The organism is Prochlorococcus marinus subsp. pastoris str. CCMP1986 (genome assembly GCF_000011465.1).
GTDB classification, from domain to species: domain Bacteria; phylum Cyanobacteriota; class Cyanobacteriia; order PCC-6307; family Cyanobiaceae; genus Prochlorococcus_A; species Prochlorococcus_A pastoris.
Window position 1 is genome coordinate 190,834 of the sequence record NC_005072.1, and the last position, 18,306, is coordinate 209,139.

Consider the following 18,306-nt stretch of genomic DNA (forward strand, 5'->3'; position numbering starts at 1 on the left):
TTACTTATTTAATTTTTAATGTCTAAAAAAAGAAATAATTTATTAATAGCGGCAAGTGGAACAGGAGGTCATATCTTTCCTGCTTTAGCAGTCTCTAAAAAGGTTGAAAAAGATTGGGATATTCATTGGCTAGGAGTTACAAAAAGACTCGATTCTGAATTTGTACCTAGCAAATATAATCTTTTGACTTTGAATTTGGAGACACCAAAAAAAAATATTTTTAGAGTATTTCAATATCTAAAAATCTTATTTTCAATTTTTAATATTATTAAAATCCTAAAAGAAAAAAAAATTAATTTAGTATTTACTACTGGTGGATATATTTCAGCACCGACAATTCTTGCAGCAAAGTGGCTTAAAATACCTGTTATCCTCCATGAATCAAATTTAATACCGGGCACAGTTACAAAATATTTTGGTTTTCTATGTGAATTTGTTCTTCTGGGTTTTAAAGATACAAATTATTATTTAAAAAATTGCAAAACAATTTTCACTGGTACTCCTCTTAGGGATCAGTTTTATGAAATTAATCCTTTACCAAAATGGGTTCCAAGAGGAAAGGGTCCTCTTTTGATTGTTATGGGAGGAAGTCAAGGTGCAAAGATGATTAATGAAATTTTTTATGAATCTATTGATTTTTTAATAAAACAAAATTTTCGTATAGTTCATATTATTGGTGAAAATAATTCTAATAATTTGGTAAAATTCAAATCTAATAATTATGTTCAAAAGAAATTTACTAATCAAATTGCATCTTTGATGCAAAACTGTGAACTCGTTATATCAAGATCTGGAGCAGGAACAATAAATGAACTCATACAAACTGGAAAACCATCAATTTTAATTCCATACCCTAATTCAAAAAATAATCACCAAGAAAAAAATGCAATGATTCTTTCCTCAATAGGGGGTGCAATTTTAATGAATCAAAATCAAATATCAAAGTTATTTTTTGAAGAGACTTTGAAAAGGATTTTAAAATTTAAATTAAAAAAAGGAAAACCCAAATATGAAATTTTAGATTTAATGAAAGAAAATATAAAAAATCTTGATACCTTAAAATCTACAAATGAGATTAAAAAATTAATAAACTATTTTTTAAAAGAATTTTGAATTTCTCTACATAAAATTTTATTATTTTTTCTAGTCTGTAAACTTATTCTTGCCCATTTTTCATTAAGAAATCTAAATGAGTTGCATTCTCTAATTAATATCCCTTTTTTTTCTAAATAATGAATATTTGAAGACAAGGAGAATTTACTTTCTATTAAAAAAAAGTTAGTTGAAGAGTTATGTACTTTAAGATTTTTTATTTTCGATAATTCATTAGAAACCCAATTTTTCTCAGTATTTACCCAGTTATGAATCATTGATGTCCATTCCTCATAAAGAATTTTATTACTTAATAGTTCTATTCCAGCTTTTATAGCAAATGAATTTAATGGCCAAGGGTCTCTTTTTATATTCCATTTCTTAAGTTTTTCAGATGAGCCAATAATATAACCTAATCTTAAACCTGCAATATTAAAGAGTTTGGTCAAACTCCTAATAACTAATAAATTATCATATTTTTTAGTGAGTGGAATTAAAGATTCTTTCTCACCATTAGGTGTGATGGCTAAGAAAGCTTCATCACAAATAACTAGTTTATATTTTTTTAGAATAATTTCTAAAGATTTTTTATCCCATAATTGACCCGTAGGGTTATGTGGGTTGGTTATCCAAAGAACATCACAAATTGGTTTAATTGGAAAGGTTTGGGGAAAACTATTGCTCCAATTTTTTGGTAATTCTGAATAATCGAAGCTAGCGTTCCAGCAATTTAGTGATCTTTCATAATCTACGAAGCCTGGACTTGGTATACAACTTGCTCCAGATTTGGAAGCTTCATAACCTGCCCAAGTTATTAATTCAGAAGCCCCATTCCCTGGCAATATATTATCAGGATTTATTTGATGAAATTCTCCAATGATTTCTCTCAAACTATTTAGATTTCTTTCAGGATAATATCGAAATCCTAGAGTTTTAATTTCTGAAATTAAAACATCTAATATCAGCTTGGGGGGTTCAAAAGGGACTAGTGAAGCACTTGAATCAATTATTTTAGATGGTAATAAATTTAATTTTTTTGCTTGAGTTAATATATTTCCTCCATGCTTGAAGTTTATTTCTTTTATACCTTTATTATTCAAATTATTAGTATTGAATTTATCCATAAATTATCTTAGGTTTTATTCAATCCATTCTAAGTTTGATCCAATAGCCTCTCTCACATTTGATAATTGGTGAATGTTAATTTGTTTTAGGATCCCGTTAAGAATATTTGGGACTAATTGTGGCCCCTTATAGATCCATCCAGTATATATTTGTACTAAAGATGCTCCAGAGCAAATTCTTTCCCAAGCAGATTCTGGACTATCAATTCCACCTACTCCAATTAAATTAATATTATTATCAATATTGTGAATATGTCTAATTATTTTATTTGCTTTTCGTTGAAGTGGCTTGCCACTTAATCCTCCATTTTCCTCAGAAAGTAATAGCCCTGTTTGCTTTATCTTTCTTTGTTCAAAACCTAATCTATCTAGACTAGTATTTGTAGCAATTATTCCATCAATATTCTCATCAATTATTAATTGGCATATATCTTCGATATCTTTATAACTTAAATCTGGTGCGATTTTCACAAATAAAGGAGGACAATTATCTAAATTTTTGACTTCTCTAAGTAGTTCTTTAAGAAGAATTGGATCTTGTAACTTTCTCAGTCCTTCAGTATTAGGTGAACTTACATTTATAACTGCGTAATCACAATAAGGAATCAAAAGTTTTAAAGAAGTTAAATAATCTTCTGTAGCTTTGGATAAGCTTGTAATTTTAGATTTCCCAAAATTTATGCCCAAACAATTATTTTTTCTATGTTTTTTTAAATCAACATTTTGCTTTAAAAAGTTTTTAACAAGATTTTCTGCACCATGATTATTAAATCCCATTCTATTTAATGCTGCTTGCTCCTTAGCTAATCTAAATAATCTTGGTTTAGGATTACCAGATTGAGCAAATTTAGTAACTGTACCAATTTCAGCAAAACCAAATCCAAATTCCTTCCAAATATTTGCAGCATTTCCATTCTTATCAAAGCCTGCTGCTAAACCTACTGGATTACAAAAATCTATCCCACATATTTTTTGATGTAATCTTTTATCAACAACACAAAATTCTTGATTTAAACTCTTTATTATTCTTGAAATTAAGGGCCAATCTCTATTATTTGAACTAAAAGTGAGAAGACTTAAGGAGAAATTTGTAAGGTACTCTGCATCTATTCCTGTATCTTTTTTAAGGATAGGAGTTACCAAGTTCTTATAAATATTATTAAATATCCCTTTCTGATCAATCATAAAAATATTAAAGATTAAGTATTAATATTCTCTATTATCCAATATTTTTGATTTTTAGGAATTAATCTCCAATTACGCCATTCAAACAATTCATATTTTTCAACGAGTATATAACTTTCTTCTCCAAGTAATTCATTCAATTCACTAGAATTTAAAAAATATTTTTTTTGGGCAAATTGTTCAAGTAATTCATTTTTGGAGAATAATTTTTGAATTTTATTAGTTTCTTTTTTCTTTGAAAAGTCGATTGCTTCAAATGATTTTTTAACTTCACCAACTAAAGGTATTCCTTTGCTATAGCTTGTGGCAATTAAATCAACTCTCTCATTCTGTTTATCCCCACTATGACCTTTGACAAATTCCATCACTAGGCCTTTTATTCTTAAATTATCTATTTTTTGCCATAAATCCAAATTTTGAACAGATTTACCTGCGCTTGTTTTCCATCCATTTCTCTTCCAATTGATGATCCATTTTGTATAGCCTTCAATTACATATTTACTATCTGTTCTTAATTTAAAGTTTTCTTTTAATTGAAAATCTTTTAACTTTTCGAGAGTTTTGATAGCTGCAGTGAGTTCCATCCTATTGTTAGTGGTATTTTCTTCTGAACCACCTATTTCTAGTTCACTATTATCATTAAAAATTATTAGTCCTCCCCACCCACCAGGACCTGGGTTTCCACTGCAAGCACCATCTGTTGCAGCTTCAATTGCAATATTTTGTTGACTATTCATAATTTTAAAGCCGATATTAGGTATATCGGCTAGAAAAATTTTTCTCTATTTTAGTGTAACTTTACCGCCAGCTTCTTCAATCTCTTTCTTTAAAGTTTCAGCATCTGCTTTCGCAATACCTTCTTTAACTGTCTTTGGTGCTGATTCAACAAGTGCTTTTGCATCACCAAGACCAAGACCAGTAGCATTTCTTACAACTTTAAGGACTTTGATTTTAGCCGCTGCATCGAAGCTTTCTAGAATTACGTCGAATTCAGTTTTCTCTTCAGCTGCTCCGCCGTCTCCATCTCCACCGCCAGCTCCTGGAGCTGCCATTACTACACCAGCTGATGCAGCTGCAGAGACACCAAATGCCTCTTCAATTTGTTTAACAAGTTCAGATGCCTCTAAAAGTGAGAGGGATTTTAATGAATCGAGAATTTCTTCAGTTTTTGCAGTCATTTTCTTAAAAGATAATTAATTTTGAAGTTTAAGATTCTGATTTTTCAGAATGTTGTTTAAGTGATCTAGCAATTCCAGAAGGTACTTCATTGATAGAAATAGCAATTTTTGTAGCAACACCATTTAATGCGCCGGCAATTTTTGCCATTAATACCTCTCTTGAAGGTAGACTTGCGATCTCTTTTATTTCAGATTCGCTGAGAAGTCTCCCCTCGAATAAAGCTCCTTTGGTTTCGGATTTTTTTGTCTCTTTCTGAAAAGATTGAATTGCTTTTACAGCGCCTCCAACATCTTCTTTGATTAAAACAAAAGCATTAGTCCCTGTTAGTAAGGATTCAAGATCAGTCCAGTTACTATTGCCATCAATTGCTTTACGCATTAATGAGTTTTTAGTAACTTTGCAAATGCCATTATTTGTTTGCAATCTTGATCGCAAATCAGACATCTCCTTGATAGTTAAACCTTTATAGTCAAGAACTACAGCCATTTCCGAATCATCTAACAGAGATTTTATTTCTGTGACAATTTTTTGCTTATTCTCTATTGTTCGGCCCATTGTTGTTTTTGGATCGTAATTTAGGAAGAGCAGGAAATGCGGCAAAGTCCATTTATGAAAGAGGCCGCACTTATTAGATCCAAAAAGAAAATAATTAAGACGAAACCTCGGGAGGATTTAAAGATTTAGCCGAAACTAAATTAACCTACTTTCTTTGGCCGTATTATTGCTTTAAAATTATACTACAGAGCGTTAACTTTCAGGCTGATAATCTTGCAAGGCATTTATATCGACTTGAACTGAAGGTCCCATAGTTGAAGTTAGATAAAAACTTCTCCAATACTTACCCTTCGCACCACTAGGCTTATTTTTATCAATAGATTCTTGTAATGTCTTTAAGTTTTCAAATAAGGCATTTTCGGTAAAACTAGCTTTCCCAAAGCGAACATGCACAATGCCAGCTTTATCTGCTCTAAATTCTAGTTTGCCTGCTTTAAATTCTTTTATTGCACTAGCTATATCACCAGTTACAGTACCCGCTTTAGGATTTGGCATTAACCCCCTTGGACCTAAAACTCTTCCAAGTTTTGCTACTTTTGGCATCATATCAGGAGTCGCAATAAGCAAATCAAAATCCATATTGCCTTTATTAATGCTTTCTACAAGATCCTCTTCTCCAAAAAGATCTGCACCTGCAGATTTGGCTTTTGCTACATTTTCACCACTTGTTATAACAGCAATTTTAATACTTTGGCCAGTTCCATTGGGTAGAGCTACTGTTGTTCTTAATTGTTGATCTGTATATTTAGGATCAATTCCTAACCGAATATGGGCTTCAATAGTCTCATCAAATTTAGCGTTTGCATTTTCCTTGACAATACCTAAGGCTTCAAGGGGAGCATACGTGCGATCTTCTATCTTTGTTGATAGAGCCTTCATTCTTTTGGATAGTTTTTTCATAATATATTTGGGTTCAAACGGTTAAATAATTAACCTCCCCTAAAAGGTGAATGTTTGGTATTGAATTTATTCTGTAATAGAAACACCCATGTTTCGAGCAGTTCCTTCAATTACCTTCATAGCTGATTCAATACTCGTACAGTTTAAATCAGGAAGCTTTGTTTTGGCTATCTCCTCTAATTGAGATTTACTTATATTGCCAACAGATCCTTTGGATGACTCACCAGCTCCTTTTTCTATTCCAGCGGCTTTAGTTATTAAGACTGAAGCAGGTGGAGTTTTGGTTATAAAGGTAAAGCTCCTATCTTCAAAAACTGAAATTTCAACAGGTATAACAAAACCGGCTTTATCTTGTGTTCTTGCATTATATTCTTTGCAAAATGCCATGATATTTACACCGTGTTGACCTAAAGCTGGACCCACTGGTGGGGCTGGATTTGCTTTGCCAGCTTGAAGTGCTAGCTTGATAACCGCAACAATTTTTTTTGCCATTAGATTCTTGAATTTAAACTGAGGTTAAAAATGATTAATTTACTCGATAAACAGAAATAATAATTAATTTTGTTTATTGATTTGGGAGAATTCTAATTCTACAGGAGTTTCGCGCCCAAATATTGAAAGTAATGCTTTTAATTTATTTCTTTCACCCGAAACTTCTATAACTTCACCCTGGAAATCTTTAAAAGGTCCACTTGTGACGATAATTCTATCTTTTTCCTCAAGATCTAATTTTATTACAGCTTTCTTCTCCGAGGCGCGCTTAAATATTCTATTTACCTCTTGCCTGGATAAGGGTCGAGGTTTAATATGTCCTCGTGATCTACCGCTGCCTCTTCCATCTTCCGCTCCAACAAAATTAATAACATTGGGAGTACTTTTTACAGCCATCATTGTATCTTCATCCAGAATCATCCTAACCAATACGTAACCAGGGAAAACTTTTTCTTCTGTAGTTTGTCTAGAACCATCTTTCTTAAGTTTAATACCTGGAGTTTGAGGAATTTCAATCTCTATAATTCTATTATTAACACCTAGAGTTACCGACCTTTGTTCGAGAGTGGCTTTTACTTTCTTTTCACAGCTTGATGCAACTTGAACTGCATACCATCTAGCAATACTAGTATTAGCCTTTTGAGAACTAAGGTTTGTTGTCAATTCATTACTCATTTTTCTTTCTTTGGAAACTGGATAAATGATTTTTTAAAATTATAGGATAGAGTCTATATTTAAAAATTTTTAATTTAACGGAAAATTTGTGATGCAGCCCATCCATAAAATCTACTTACAGATGCAATTGCCGCAGCAGAAAAGGATACCATAATGATAACAGCAATAGATTCGCTAAATAACTGTTGTTTGTTAGGCCACACAACTAGTTTGAGTTCATCGAATGTAGAAGTTAAAAAATTCTTCTTTTTCTTCGGCTCTTTTATTTCAGAAGGCTCTTTTTTAAGAGGTTCTTGATTAGTAGGACTTGTCACAAAATTTTAATTTAGTTTAAGCTTAAAAAAACTTAAAATTATATTAGCTCATCGTTTTACTCATCAGCTAGGTTTAAACAAAATCTCATCTTTTTTTGAAGGGCTAATTTTTACAGATATATTTTTTTTATTTTTAAAATTATCTTCTAATAGTTTTGATGCTAGTGGATTTTCTATTTGTCTTCTAAGTTCTCTTCCTAAGGGCCTAGCACCATATTCAGGCTGATAGGAATCATTAGCAATCTTTTGTATAACTCTTTTATCAATATTAATTTTTATCCCCTGTTCAAGTAATAATTTTTTTAAATCTTCTATTTGTAAAAGAATTATTTTTTGTAGTTGATCGATTGATAGTGTATCAAACTTTACTATTTCATCAATTCTGTTTAAAAATTCGGGTCTAAAAATAGAGGATAATGATTTATTAATAGAATCTTGTAAAGTTTGTTTTCTTAATTCGGAATTTTCTTTTTGATTCGTAATTATTTTTGAATCTTCTAATATTATTTTTCCAGCTAAATTGCTAGTCATTATTATGACTGTATTTTTGAAGTCAACAGTTCTCCCTTGAGAATCCGTTAATCTTCCTTCATCTAAAACTTGTAGGAGGATATTGAAAACTTCTGAATGCGCTTTTTCGATCTCATCAAGGAGAATTACAGAATAAGGTTTTCTCCTAACTGCTTCAGTTAATTGCCCTCCCTCTTCGTAGCCAACATAACCTGGAGGAGCTCCTAAAAGTCTTGCGACAGCGTTTTTCTCCATATATTCACTCATATCAAGTCTTAATAAAGCTTCTTCTTCATCAAATAATGATGATGCCAAAGATTTTGCTAATTCTGTCTTGCCAACTCCTGTCGGACCCATAAATAAGAATGATCCAATTGGTCTTTTAGGATTCTTCATTCCAACTCTCGCTCTTCGTATCGCAGAAGAAACAGCTTTTATAGCTTTTTCTTGTCCAATAACTTTTTCACTTATTTCTAACTCCAAGTTAACTAATTTTTTTCTTTCATTAGAAACTACTTTGGCAATAGGAATTCCAGTTATTTTTGAAATAACATCAGCAATATCATCAGGTTCAACTTGATATTTCAAATTATAGTTTCTATTTCTTTGAAGTTTCTGGCAACTTATCTCAACATTTTTTATTTCACATTCAACTTCATTTAGCTCTGCTTCTAGATTATTTAGGTTATCAAAATTATCTATTTCATCGCTATGAATGCTTAATTCTTCGATTTTTAGAATTAGCCTATTCTCTTCTTTTAACAAAAAAAATAATTGTTCCATTTTTTCTCGATCATTTTCCCAATCATTAGTAATTTCATTCAATTTCTTTATAGATAATTCTTTGCTTTCTAATAACTTTTCTCTTTCTTCGATATTTTCGGGGAAGATATTTTGTAACTTACTTTCAATAGTATCGATATTTTTTTCTTCATCGATAATTGTTTGGGGTTTTATATTAGATTCAATTTTTAATTGGGCTGCTGCTTCATCTATCAAATCTATTGCTTTATCTGGAAGGCACTTATCACTTATGTATCTATCTGCAAGTCTGGCAGAACAATTAATTGCTTCTTCTGTAATTCTAATGCCATGATGTAATTCATATTTCTTTTTTATACCCTGTAAAATTTTTGCACTTAACTCAACTGATGGTTCATTAACTAATATCTTTTGAAAACAATTATTTAATGACTGATCTTTTTCAATACTTTCGCGAAATTTTTCAGGCGTTGTTGTTCCTATGCATCTGAGCTCACCGTCGGTAAGTAAAGGTTTTAAAATGTTGCTTATATCTGTTGTAGTTCTATCAGAAGTGATTATTGTATGAATTTCATCAATAAATAAAATAATGCCTTGATTAGAGTCTTTAATTTCATTAAGTATTAAGCTTAGTCTTTCCTCTAATTGACCTCTAAATTTTGTTCCAGAAACTAATGCTCCCAAGTCAAGAGAGATAATTTTTGAGTTTTTTAACAAATCAGGAACTTTTTTTTCTACTATCAATTGAGCAAGTAATTTGGCAATAGAAGTTTTGCCAACGCCTGGATGACCAATGAGGATTGGATTATTTTTGCTTCGTCGAGATAAAACTCTCATTACGTTATTAATCTCATCCCCTCGCCCTATTACTGGGTCTAGCAGACCTTTTTCAGCAGATTCTGTTAAATCTTTTCCGTAAAGAGACAGTACATTCTCTTCAGTTTTTTGCTTGGTTTTAATTATAAGATTACTTTTCGGTGAAGGGATAATGGCTTTTGATTCCTTTATTAGCTCCTCCTTATCACTTTCATCGATAGATTTATTTATTAAAATTTTATCTTCATCAGATATATATTTTTTATTTTCTATATAATTTTGTCTTTGAATAATATTTGGGGAAAATTTTAATTCTTCTTCTAATTGTTCTACTGAAAGATCTCCCTCTTGAAAAACATAATTTCCTATTCTTGGATCACTGCCTAAAGCAATTAACAAATGAGGAATATCTATAAATTTAGAACCCCACTGTGTTTTTATTTGATTCGCATTGTCTAATAAAATTTCGAGCTCTTCACCAATAGTAAAAATATCTGAATCATTTATTGGGGTTTCTTCTAAAAATTCTTCAGTTATGTCTAGAACTGTATTTTGATCTATTGATAACTTTTCTATAAATGAAAAAAATTCACTTGAGGTGAACAAAGTATGAATAATATGTTCAATATTAAATTCACTATGATCCCATTTTTTTGCAGTTTCTTCTCCCAATAAAAGAAGATTCCAACTTATATCACTAAAAAGTTCTGGATTTGAGGTAAGAGTTTCTCTCATAAACTATATAAGATTTATGCTTGGTAATTTATTTTTATCTTAATTAAGAATAACTTAATGATCATTTAGAATTTTTATAATTATAGGTTGTATTTAAAAAATTTTATTTAATAAAGAGATTTTTTAGTTTGATTGGAAAATTTTCATGATTACTAGATAATTGGTAAAGGGTTTAAGAACTTGTTTTGAAATCAAAAAAAATAATTTGATTATCTTCTTTATATTTCAGATATTAGCCAAATACTTCAGCTATTTATAGGATTTAAATAGTATTAATTAAATTGTGAAAGAAACTATTGATTTCCTTATTGACACTATTGAAGCTAGGCAAGTGCTTGATTCAAGAGGGAACCCCACTGTAGAGGCTGAAGTATTTTTGGAATGTGGTGCTATTGGCAGAGCAATAGTTCCTAGCGGAGCGAGTACTGGTGCTCATGAAGCACACGAATTGAGAGATGGTGGGACAAAATATATGGGGAAAGGTGTCTTAAATGCGGTTAATAAAATTCATGAGACGATTTCTCCTGCTTTATGTGGATTATCAGCTTTAGATCAAACAAGTATTGATAACTTAATGATTGAAATTGATGGAACTCCTAATAAATCTAGTTTGGGTGCTAACTCAATTCTTGCAGTGAGTCTAGCCAACGCTAGAGCTGCATCAAATGCTTTGGATCTACCGTTATATAGATATCTTGGCGATCCATTATCTAATCTTCTCCCTGTACCACTGATGAATGTAATTAATGGTGGAGCTCATGCACCTAATGGTCTTGATTGCCAAGAATTTATGCTTGTCCCTCATGGGGTGAAAACTTTTAGTGAAGCATTAAGAATTGGAACTGAAATATTTCATTCACTAAAATCTTTACTTGAAAAAAAAGGTTTATCTACAGCTGTTGGAGACGAAGGTGGTTTTGCTCCAGAATTATCATCTAGTGAAGCAGCAGGAGATTTGCTTTTAGAGGCTATTCAGAAAGCAGGATTTATTCCTGGTGAGCAGGTATCGTTAGCATTAGACGTAGCTAGTACTGAATTTTATAAAGATGGATTTTATAAATATGAAGGTAAAAGTTTAACTAGCTCTCAAATGATTTCTTATCTTTCAAATTTAGTTTCAAATTATCCAATAGTTTCAATAGAGGATGGACTAGCAGAAGATGATTGGGAGGGTTGGTCAGCCCTAAATAAAGAGATTGGAAATAAAGTGCAGTTAGTAGGTGATGATTTATTTGTTACTAATACTGAAAGGTTAAGAAAAGGAATATTAGAAAAATCCGCAAATTCAATATTAATAAAGGTAAATCAAATTGGCACATTAACAGAAACTCTGGAAGCTATGGATCTAGCTAAAAGTGCTGGTTTTACAAGTGTTATCAGTCATAGAAGCGGCGAAACAGAAGATACAACGATTGCCGATTTATCTGTGGCAACGCGAGCCGGGCAAATTAAAACTGGCTCTTTGAGCAGAAGTGAAAGAATTGCTAAGTACAATAGGCTCTTAAGGATTGAGGAAGAGTTGGGTGATCAAGCTAGATTTGCTGGTGATTTAGGATTAGGTCCAAAAAATATATAGTTTTTATTGCTTCAGCTTTTCTATTCTTGAACCTTTTCTCATGCTTAATTGACACTTAATCCAATCAATACTTATTGGAGCTGCAAAAATTAAAGGTAAGACCGCAAAATTATTTTGGTTATTAGTTACTAGTAAGGCTGATGCTATGGTTAAGCTTCCTATAAGAATAGAATGACCTAATGATTTTTGCGCAGTAAACATTTTCTTAAATTGCCTATCAGACTCGCCCATCCTTATTTGAAGTTGTAAATCACCCTGCTCTAATCTCTCTAAACTCTCATCAATTCTTTTTGGGATACCTACAGCCTTTGAACCTAACTCTCCTACTTGCCTACCAAATTGGTTAATTAAATCATTAGGTGTTTGATTGTTAGAAGTCATTAAATCAATTAGATAAGGCTTAGTTATTGATACAAGGTTAAACCCTGGATCTAACATCCTACCAACACCTTCAAAAGTTGATAGTGCTCTCATTACAAATATTAAATCAACTGGTAGCTGAAAAGGAGTTTCATAAACAAGTTCGTATAAGTCCCCAGAAAGTTTTTCAATGATATTTGGGCTGAATGGTGGAGTTAAAGCTTCTTTCAGCATTAATCTAACTAATCTTCTAACTGGACCTACATCTATATTTTTAGAAATCAAGCCCGCTTGCTGGAGTTGAGTTACTAGTGATGATGCATCTCTTAATGCTGCAGATTGAACCATAGATCCTAAGCTTGCTTGTAGATTATTTGAAATATTGCCCATCATCCCAAAATCATAAAAGATTAACTTGCTTGAATTTGAAACGGCTAAATTACCTGGATGAGGATCAGCATGAAAAAAACCATAATTTACGAGCTGTTTTAAATAGCTAACTGCACCTATTTCTGCAATCTTTGATAAGTCAATATTCTTAGATTTTAATTTTTCAACATCACTTATTTTTGTACCTTCTAAATAACTTAAACAAAGAACTCTTTCAGTGCTCAAGTTCCAAATTACCTCAGGAATTTCTACATTTTCATCATCAATAAATTGCTGCCTAAATCTTGCGGCGTATTGAGCTTCACATTTAAAATCTAGTTCTTTCATAAGAACTTTTCTACACTCTTTTGCTATTGCAACCCAATTCCTTCCTCTACTCCAGTTCTTATTCTTTTGGATTATGAAAGCAATTTGTTGCATTATGCTCAAATCGATTGTGAATAAATTCTTCAGATTAGGTCTTTGAACTTTAAATACAACTTCTTTCCCATCTTTTAAAGTTGCTTTATGAACCTGAGCTAACGAAGCTGATCCAATTGGAGTAGAAGTAATTTGGTTGATTTCTGAGAACTTATGTCCTAATTCTTTTTGGATAATTTCTTCAACTTTCGTATATGAGAACTGAGGAACTTGATCTTGTAACTTTGATAATTCTTGTATCCAAGTATTCGGAATTAAATCAGGCCTCGCAGATAATAGCTGACCAATTTTGATAAAAGCAGAACCAAGTTCAATTAATTGATTAGTAAACCACTTAGCTCTTCTTATTTGAACTTTATTTTTTTTATCCCTTTTAGTTTGAAAAATTTTAAATATTAAATTGTCTAGCCATAAATTAACCAAAAGTAAAATAAGTATTCTCCAAATAAGAAATCCTCTTTTGATTTTCTTTATTCGATTTTTAAATTTATTATTAGTCATTAAATTGAATTATTCATTTTTCTATTAAAGTGATCAATTTTTACTTTAATATCTTCTATTTCTTTTAGAACATCACTTAAGTATGGATCTTGATTAGATTCTGAAGTATCAGCATTTCTACTATTACTTAATTCATTTTCCATTCTTTCAGCTTCTTCAATAATTGCGTCTTTTAGCGTGTCAAATTCTTTTTTAATTTTTCCTGGGACATCTTGAGCAATGTTTGAAGCTTCTTCAATTTTTTCTACGACTATTTTGTTTAATTTTTCAGTTACCTTTTTAATAGCTGCTTTTAAAAGATAATCAGAATTCGTCATAAATAATATTTAAAGCTTTTAAGCAATTCACAACTTTCATTTATCTAATCATAGATCAATTGAGAACAAATCTGTAAATTGATTTCCTTTTCAATTTATCTATTCTTATTTTTCCTATGTAAGTTTGTATCTATATTATGCTTTTTTCTTTTTTATCTCTTAACTTATATTTATGTAAAAAGGTTAGAAATTTTAATAGTATATTTTTCTACCCAAAAACTCATCTAATTATTGATTAAAAGGAGTTTTATTAAATTGGAAATTATTGAGACAGATGTTGCTATTATTGGAGGTGGTCCAGCTGGATGTACCTGTGCATTATATACATCTCGTTCTAACTTAAACACTGTCATAATAGATAAAAATCCATCTGTGGGAGCTTTAGCAATAACTCACCAAATTGCTAATTATCCAGGAGTTCCTGTAGATATTAGTGGCGAAAAATTGCTTACATTAATGAGAGAACAAGCTGTTCAATATGGAACTGACTATAGAAGAGCTCAAGTTTTTGGTATTGATGTAGCAGAAGATTGGAAGACTGTTTATACACCGGAAGGAACTTTTAAAGCTAAAGCACTCGTACTTGCAAGTGGGGCTATGGGGAGACCTGCTTCTTTTAAAGGAGAAGCAGATTTCTTAGGAAAGGGTGTAAGTTATTGTGCTACATGTGATGGTGCTTTTTATAAAAATAGAGAAGTTGCAGTTGTTGGTGCTAATAAAGAAGCAATTGAGGAAGCTACGGTTCTTACTAAATTTGCTTCAACGGTACATTGGATTACATCCAGTGATCCAAAATCAGATAATGAGGAAGCTATGGAATTAATGCATAGCTCTAATATTAAACATTGGAGTAGAACTAGATTATTAGAAATAAAAGGAAATGATATGGGAGTTAATGGGGTTGTTGTCAAGAATAAACAAGAAGAAGGGCCTATTAATCTTGATTTAGATGGAGTCTTTGTATACATGAGTGGTTCGAAGCCAATCACTGATTTTTTAGGAGATCAAATTGCTTTAAAGGAAGATGGAGGAGTCATTGTTGATGATTTTATGTCTACCAATTCTGATGGTGTCTGGGCTATTGGTGATATAAGAAATACACCTTTCAAGCAGGCGGTTGTCGCAGCATCAGATGGATGTATAGCAGCCATGTCTATAGACCGCTATTTAAATAGTAGAAAAAATATAAGAGTAGATTGGATACACTCTTAAAGAGTTTATAAAATAATTAATTTCATAAAGGTGTTGCTTCTGAGATGTAAGCTACTCCACCGTAATAACTTAGATCAGACTTAATATTGTCACGCATTTGATCAATTAGTTCTTGCTCACAGAAAACTATCACATGAGCATTTGAGCCTAACCCAGTGAATTCCATATCTTCAGTAACAACTCTTTCTGGACCTCTCCCAGTTGCATGTTTCATTACTGTATATCCTGGGACATTAGCTTTCTCTAATGTATTGATAATTGCATCAAGTTCTCTTTCACTAAAAATTAAATCTAATCTTTTCATTTTTTACAACGGGGAAAGTGGGATAATTTTATTTACTAAACTCATATAGATTGGGATGCCTAGAACTATATTGAACGGAAAAGTCAAACCTAATGTCGTAGATATATAGTAACTTGATCGTGCTTCTGGGACAGTCATCCTCATTGCTGCCGGTACAGCTAAATACGAGGCACTTGCACATAAAACCACAAATAAAAGTGCATTTCCAGGTCCTAGAGATAAAAATCTTGCAACGAAAACACCTATAAAAGCATTAAATAATGGCATGAAGATTGCAAATCCAATTAAATATGAACCCGCATTCTTCAACCTTGGTAATCTTTGAGCTGCAACTATTCCCATGTCTAAAAGGAAAAAGCATTCTGCTCCATAAAAAAGTTGTCCAGTAAAAGGTTCCATTTTTGAAATGGCTGCGGGATTACTGAAAGCCGTAAGAAAACCAACAATTAAACTTGATAGTAATAAATAAACTGATCCATTTAAAAGAGACTCATGCAATATGGAGCTAAGATGCATTTTTCTTGAATTGGGTCTATTTTTAGGGGCTGCAAATTTTACTAGTAATAAGCCTACAATTATTGCCGGAGACTCCATTAAAGCTAAAGCCCCGACCATGAATCCATCGAAGTCTATACTTTGACTCTCTAAGAAACTTTCTGCTGAGATAAAAGTTACAGCACTGATTGATCCATATGCAGCTGCAATAGCTGCTGAGTTAAAAACATCAAACTTGTATCTTAAGATAAAGAATCCAATCAGAGGAATTATTAAAGACATAATTATCGCTGCACCTAATGTTGGTAAAACCTGATCAGTAAAACCACTTTTTTGTATTTCAATTCCTCCTTTAAAACCAATTGCCAAAAGTAAGTATAAAGAAAAAAGTTTAGGTAAAGGAGCAGGTATTTCTAGGTCAGATTTAAAAAATATAGAAATTGCTCCAATTAAGAAAAAGAGTACAGGAGGAGCTAATACATTTTGTAATATGGGATTTATTTCCATAAATTATTAGGCTAATTCATTTAAAGCAGCTTCTAAAGCTTCTTTCCTTGTCTCAATTATTCCATCAACCCCAAATTTGGATAATCTTTCTTTGACTTTTTCATTAGCTCCAGCTACAAATGCTTTTCTAGAATTATTTTTAGCTTCTTGCATCATATCTTCAATTGCAAGTGTAGCTGTCACTCCAACTCTAGGGACATCAGTGATATCTAAGATTAAAATTTTATAGTTTCTTACTAACATCATTCTCTCTGTAATACCTTTTGCTGCACCAAAACTTAGTGGGCCTTTAAGTCTAAATAACATTACTTCTCCAGAACATCTATCAAGAAGAGCTTTTTCATCAGAGGGTAAAAGATTTTTACTTTGCTCATTATCCTCAGATAAAGGATTATCCTGATCCATTCCTTCTAGTTGCGTTTCAGTTATTGAATCAATGGTTAGCATATTTGCAATAAATACTCCAACTAATACTGCCCATATTAAATCCCAAAAAACTGTCATTAGTAATACACCATACATAACAACTGCAGTTTTAAGAGATAATTTGTGAGCTCTTCTCAAGAATCCCCAATCAATAATATCCAAACCTACTTTAATAAGAATGCCTGCTAAAAGAGCTGTAGGTATTTGCTCTGCTAAAGGTCCAGCGCCTACTAAAACTATTAATAGAACTACTGAATGAACCATTCCTGAAATAGGAGTAGAGCCTCCAGATTTAACATTTATAACAGTTCTCATTGTCGCCCCAGCTCCAGGTAAACCTGAAAATAGTCCAGCTATAGCATTTCCTATTCCCTGGCCAATTAATTCTCTATCAGAATTATGTCTTGTTTGAGAAATATTATCTGCAACTAGAGAGGTGAGTAAAGAGTCAATAGCTCCAAGAACTGCCAGAACTAAGCCAGCCTTGAAAATGATAGGAAAGTATTGATTAAAGCTTGGAAAGCTTAGAGATGGCACTCCTCTAGGTATTTCACCAATTCTGTCTAATGCACCATCGCCAAAAATTAAAATTGATAGTGGAGTCACTATTAATAAGGCTAGAAGAGGGGAGGGTACCCATTGGCTAATTTTTCTAGGTGTTAGAAATACTATGCTTAGTGTCATTATTGCCACACCAATAGCAGCTCCATTCGGTTGGAAATTAGAAAAAACAGTTGATAAAGACTCGACTACGCCTCCTCGGGTACTTATTCCTAATAGTGGACCAATCTGAAGAGCAATTATTATAACTCCTATGCCAGACATAAATCCGGAGACCACAGAATATGGAACAAGCGTTATATATTTACCAAGCTTTAAAATTCCAAACAATATTTGTAATAAGCCTCCAATTACTACTGCAGCCATGACTAAAGGTAAAATTTGACCTGCTGAAAGATCTCTAGGTACACCAACAGCTGCTAAACCTGCTACAACTCCTGCGACTGTTACGCTCATTGGACCAGTTGGACCACTAACTTGAGCGGGAGTGCCCCCAAATAAAGCTGCTAAAAAACCAACAACAACTGCTCCATATAAACCGTAAATTGCACCCCCAGGTCCTAAGGCTGCGTTTCCAAAAGCAAGTGCAAGAGGTAAAGCTACTACTGCAGCTGTTATTCCTCCTAAAATATCACCCCTTATATTCTTAAGATTAAATCCATTAATTATTTCCAAAGAAAATCTCCTTAAATAAATACATTAACTAGAAGATATTATCTCTTTATGATCAAAATTTGTTAAAAAATTAAATTTGTGAAAAATATATCAACAACTTTTAAAAATTTTTTTTAAGTATATTAGGTTAATTTTCCTGAACAAAAAAGTATTTTGGTTATTTTTTATGGAAGTCAAGAGACTATCGTATTAGTTAAATAATTACTTTATAACTTCAAAATAT

18 protein-coding genes are annotated in these 18,306 nt (G+C 31.9%); 3 read left to right on the forward strand and 15 right to left on the reverse strand.

What is annotated here, in order from left to right; all coding sequences use genetic code 11:
- Positions 1-18 precede the first annotated feature (18 nt).
- Complete coding sequence (locus TX50_RS01020; protein WP_011131836.1) at positions 19-1,113, forward strand: UDP-N-acetylglucosamine--N-acetylmuramyl-(pentapeptide) pyrophosphoryl-undecaprenol N-acetylglucosamine transferase; 1,095 nt, start codon at positions 19-21, stop codon at positions 1,111-1,113.
- Here the strand turns inward: TX50_RS01020 and TX50_RS01025 are convergent.
- The 10 genes from TX50_RS01025 to TX50_RS01070 all read right to left on the reverse strand — a co-directional run bounded on the left by TX50_RS01025 (position 1,092) and on the right by TX50_RS01070 (position 10,339).
- Positions 1,092-2,216, reverse strand: a complete 1,125-nt coding sequence (locus tag TX50_RS01025) for a pyridoxal phosphate-dependent aminotransferase (protein WP_011131837.1) — start codon at positions 2,214-2,216, stop codon at positions 1,092-1,094. The two genes, TX50_RS01020 and TX50_RS01025, sit on opposite strands and share 22 nt — an antisense overlap.
- A 15-nt stretch (positions 2,217-2,231) precedes the next feature.
- Positions 2,232-3,401: a quinone-dependent dihydroorotate dehydrogenase gene (locus TX50_RS01030; protein WP_011131838.1), complete on the reverse strand. Its 1,170-nt coding sequence runs from the start codon at positions 3,399-3,401 to the stop codon at positions 2,232-2,234.
- Positions 3,402-3,415: 14 nt separating this feature from the next.
- A complete protein-coding gene (locus TX50_RS01035; RefSeq protein WP_011131839.1) occupies positions 3,416-4,138 on the reverse strand; it encodes a ribonuclease H family protein in 723 nt (240 codons plus the stop codon).
- Positions 4,139-4,183: 45 nt separating this feature from the next.
- Positions 4,184-4,579 carry a 50S ribosomal protein L7/L12 gene (gene rplL / locus TX50_RS01040; RefSeq protein ID WP_011131840.1) on the reverse strand — a complete coding sequence of 132 codons (396 nt, stop codon included), beginning with the start codon at positions 4,577-4,579 and terminating at the stop codon, positions 4,184-4,186.
- Between the two features lie 28 nt (positions 4,580-4,607).
- Entirely contained in the window at positions 4,608-5,135 is a 528-nt protein-coding gene (gene rplJ / locus TX50_RS01045; protein WP_011131841.1) for a 50S ribosomal protein L10, read from the reverse strand.
- Positions 5,136-5,327: 192 nt separating this feature from the next.
- Positions 5,328-6,035, reverse strand: a complete 708-nt coding sequence (gene rplA, locus TX50_RS01050) for a 50S ribosomal protein L1 (RefSeq protein WP_011131842.1) — start codon at positions 6,033-6,035, stop codon at positions 5,328-5,330.
- A gap of 66 nt (positions 6,036-6,101) precedes the next feature.
- Positions 6,102-6,527 carry a 50S ribosomal protein L11 gene (gene rplK / locus TX50_RS01055; RefSeq protein WP_011131843.1) on the reverse strand — a complete coding sequence of 142 codons (426 nt, stop codon included), beginning with the start codon at positions 6,525-6,527 and terminating at the stop codon, positions 6,102-6,104.
- 63 nt (positions 6,528-6,590) lie between these two features.
- Positions 6,591-7,202, reverse strand: coding sequence for a transcription termination/antitermination protein NusG (gene nusG, locus TX50_RS01060; RefSeq protein ID WP_011131844.1), 612 nt, complete (start codon positions 7,200-7,202; stop codon positions 6,591-6,593).
- A gap of 74 nt (positions 7,203-7,276) precedes the next feature.
- On the reverse strand, positions 7,277-7,516 hold the full coding sequence (secE, locus tag TX50_RS01065; RefSeq protein WP_011131845.1) for a preprotein translocase subunit SecE: 240 nt from the start codon (positions 7,514-7,516) through the stop codon (positions 7,277-7,279).
- A 63-nt stretch (positions 7,517-7,579) separates the two neighbouring features.
- Positions 7,580-10,339 (reverse strand): ATP-dependent Clp protease ATP-binding subunit, encoded by a 2,760-nt coding sequence (locus TX50_RS01070; protein WP_011131846.1) that lies wholly within the window; start codon positions 10,337-10,339, stop codon positions 7,580-7,582.
- 283 nt (positions 10,340-10,622) lie between these two features.
- On the opposite strand from TX50_RS01070, the gene eno reads away from it, so the two are divergent.
- Complete coding sequence (gene eno / locus TX50_RS01075; protein ID WP_011131847.1) at positions 10,623-11,915, forward strand: phosphopyruvate hydratase; 1,293 nt, start codon at positions 10,623-10,625, stop codon at positions 11,913-11,915.
- Between the two features lie 3 nt (positions 11,916-11,918).
- Here eno and TX50_RS01080 read toward each other — a convergent pair whose 3' ends face one another.
- Both TX50_RS01080 and TX50_RS01085 read right to left on the reverse strand, forming a co-directional pair.
- A complete protein-coding gene (locus tag TX50_RS01080) occupies positions 11,919-13,586 on the reverse strand; it encodes an ABC1 kinase family protein (protein ID WP_011131848.1) in 1,668 nt (555 codons plus the stop codon).
- Positions 13,586-13,903, reverse strand: a complete 318-nt coding sequence (locus TX50_RS01085; RefSeq protein ID WP_011131849.1) for a hypothetical protein — start codon at positions 13,901-13,903, stop codon at positions 13,586-13,588. The genes TX50_RS01080 and TX50_RS01085 overlap by 1 nt, the downstream gene beginning before the upstream one ends.
- A 255-nt stretch (positions 13,904-14,158) precedes the next feature.
- Between TX50_RS01085 and TX50_RS01090 the strand changes: the two genes are divergently transcribed.
- Positions 14,159-15,115, forward strand: a complete 957-nt coding sequence (locus TX50_RS01090; protein WP_011131850.1) for an NAD(P)/FAD-dependent oxidoreductase — start codon at positions 14,159-14,161, stop codon at positions 15,113-15,115.
- Between the two features lie 22 nt (positions 15,116-15,137).
- Here the strand turns inward: TX50_RS01090 and TX50_RS01095 are convergent, their stop codons facing one another.
- Genes TX50_RS01095 through TX50_RS01105 form a run of 3 tightly spaced genes read right to left on the reverse strand, consistent with a single transcriptional unit; the run spans position 15,138 to position 18,083 of the window.
- Complete coding sequence (locus TX50_RS01095) at positions 15,138-15,419, reverse strand: P-II family nitrogen regulator (RefSeq protein ID WP_011131851.1); 282 nt, start codon at positions 15,417-15,419, stop codon at positions 15,138-15,140.
- 3 nt (positions 15,420-15,422) lie between these two features.
- The gene (locus TX50_RS01100; protein ID WP_011131852.1) at positions 15,423-16,421 is read right to left on the reverse strand and encodes a sodium-dependent bicarbonate transport family permease; all 999 of its coding nucleotides are present in this window, start codon (positions 16,419-16,421) and stop codon (positions 15,423-15,425) included.
- Between the two features lie 6 nt (positions 16,422-16,427).
- Positions 16,428-18,083 (reverse strand): SulP family inorganic anion transporter, encoded by a 1,656-nt coding sequence (locus TX50_RS01105; RefSeq protein WP_011131853.1) that lies wholly within the window; start codon positions 18,081-18,083, stop codon positions 16,428-16,430.
- Between the last annotated feature and the right edge of the window lie 223 nt (positions 18,084-18,306).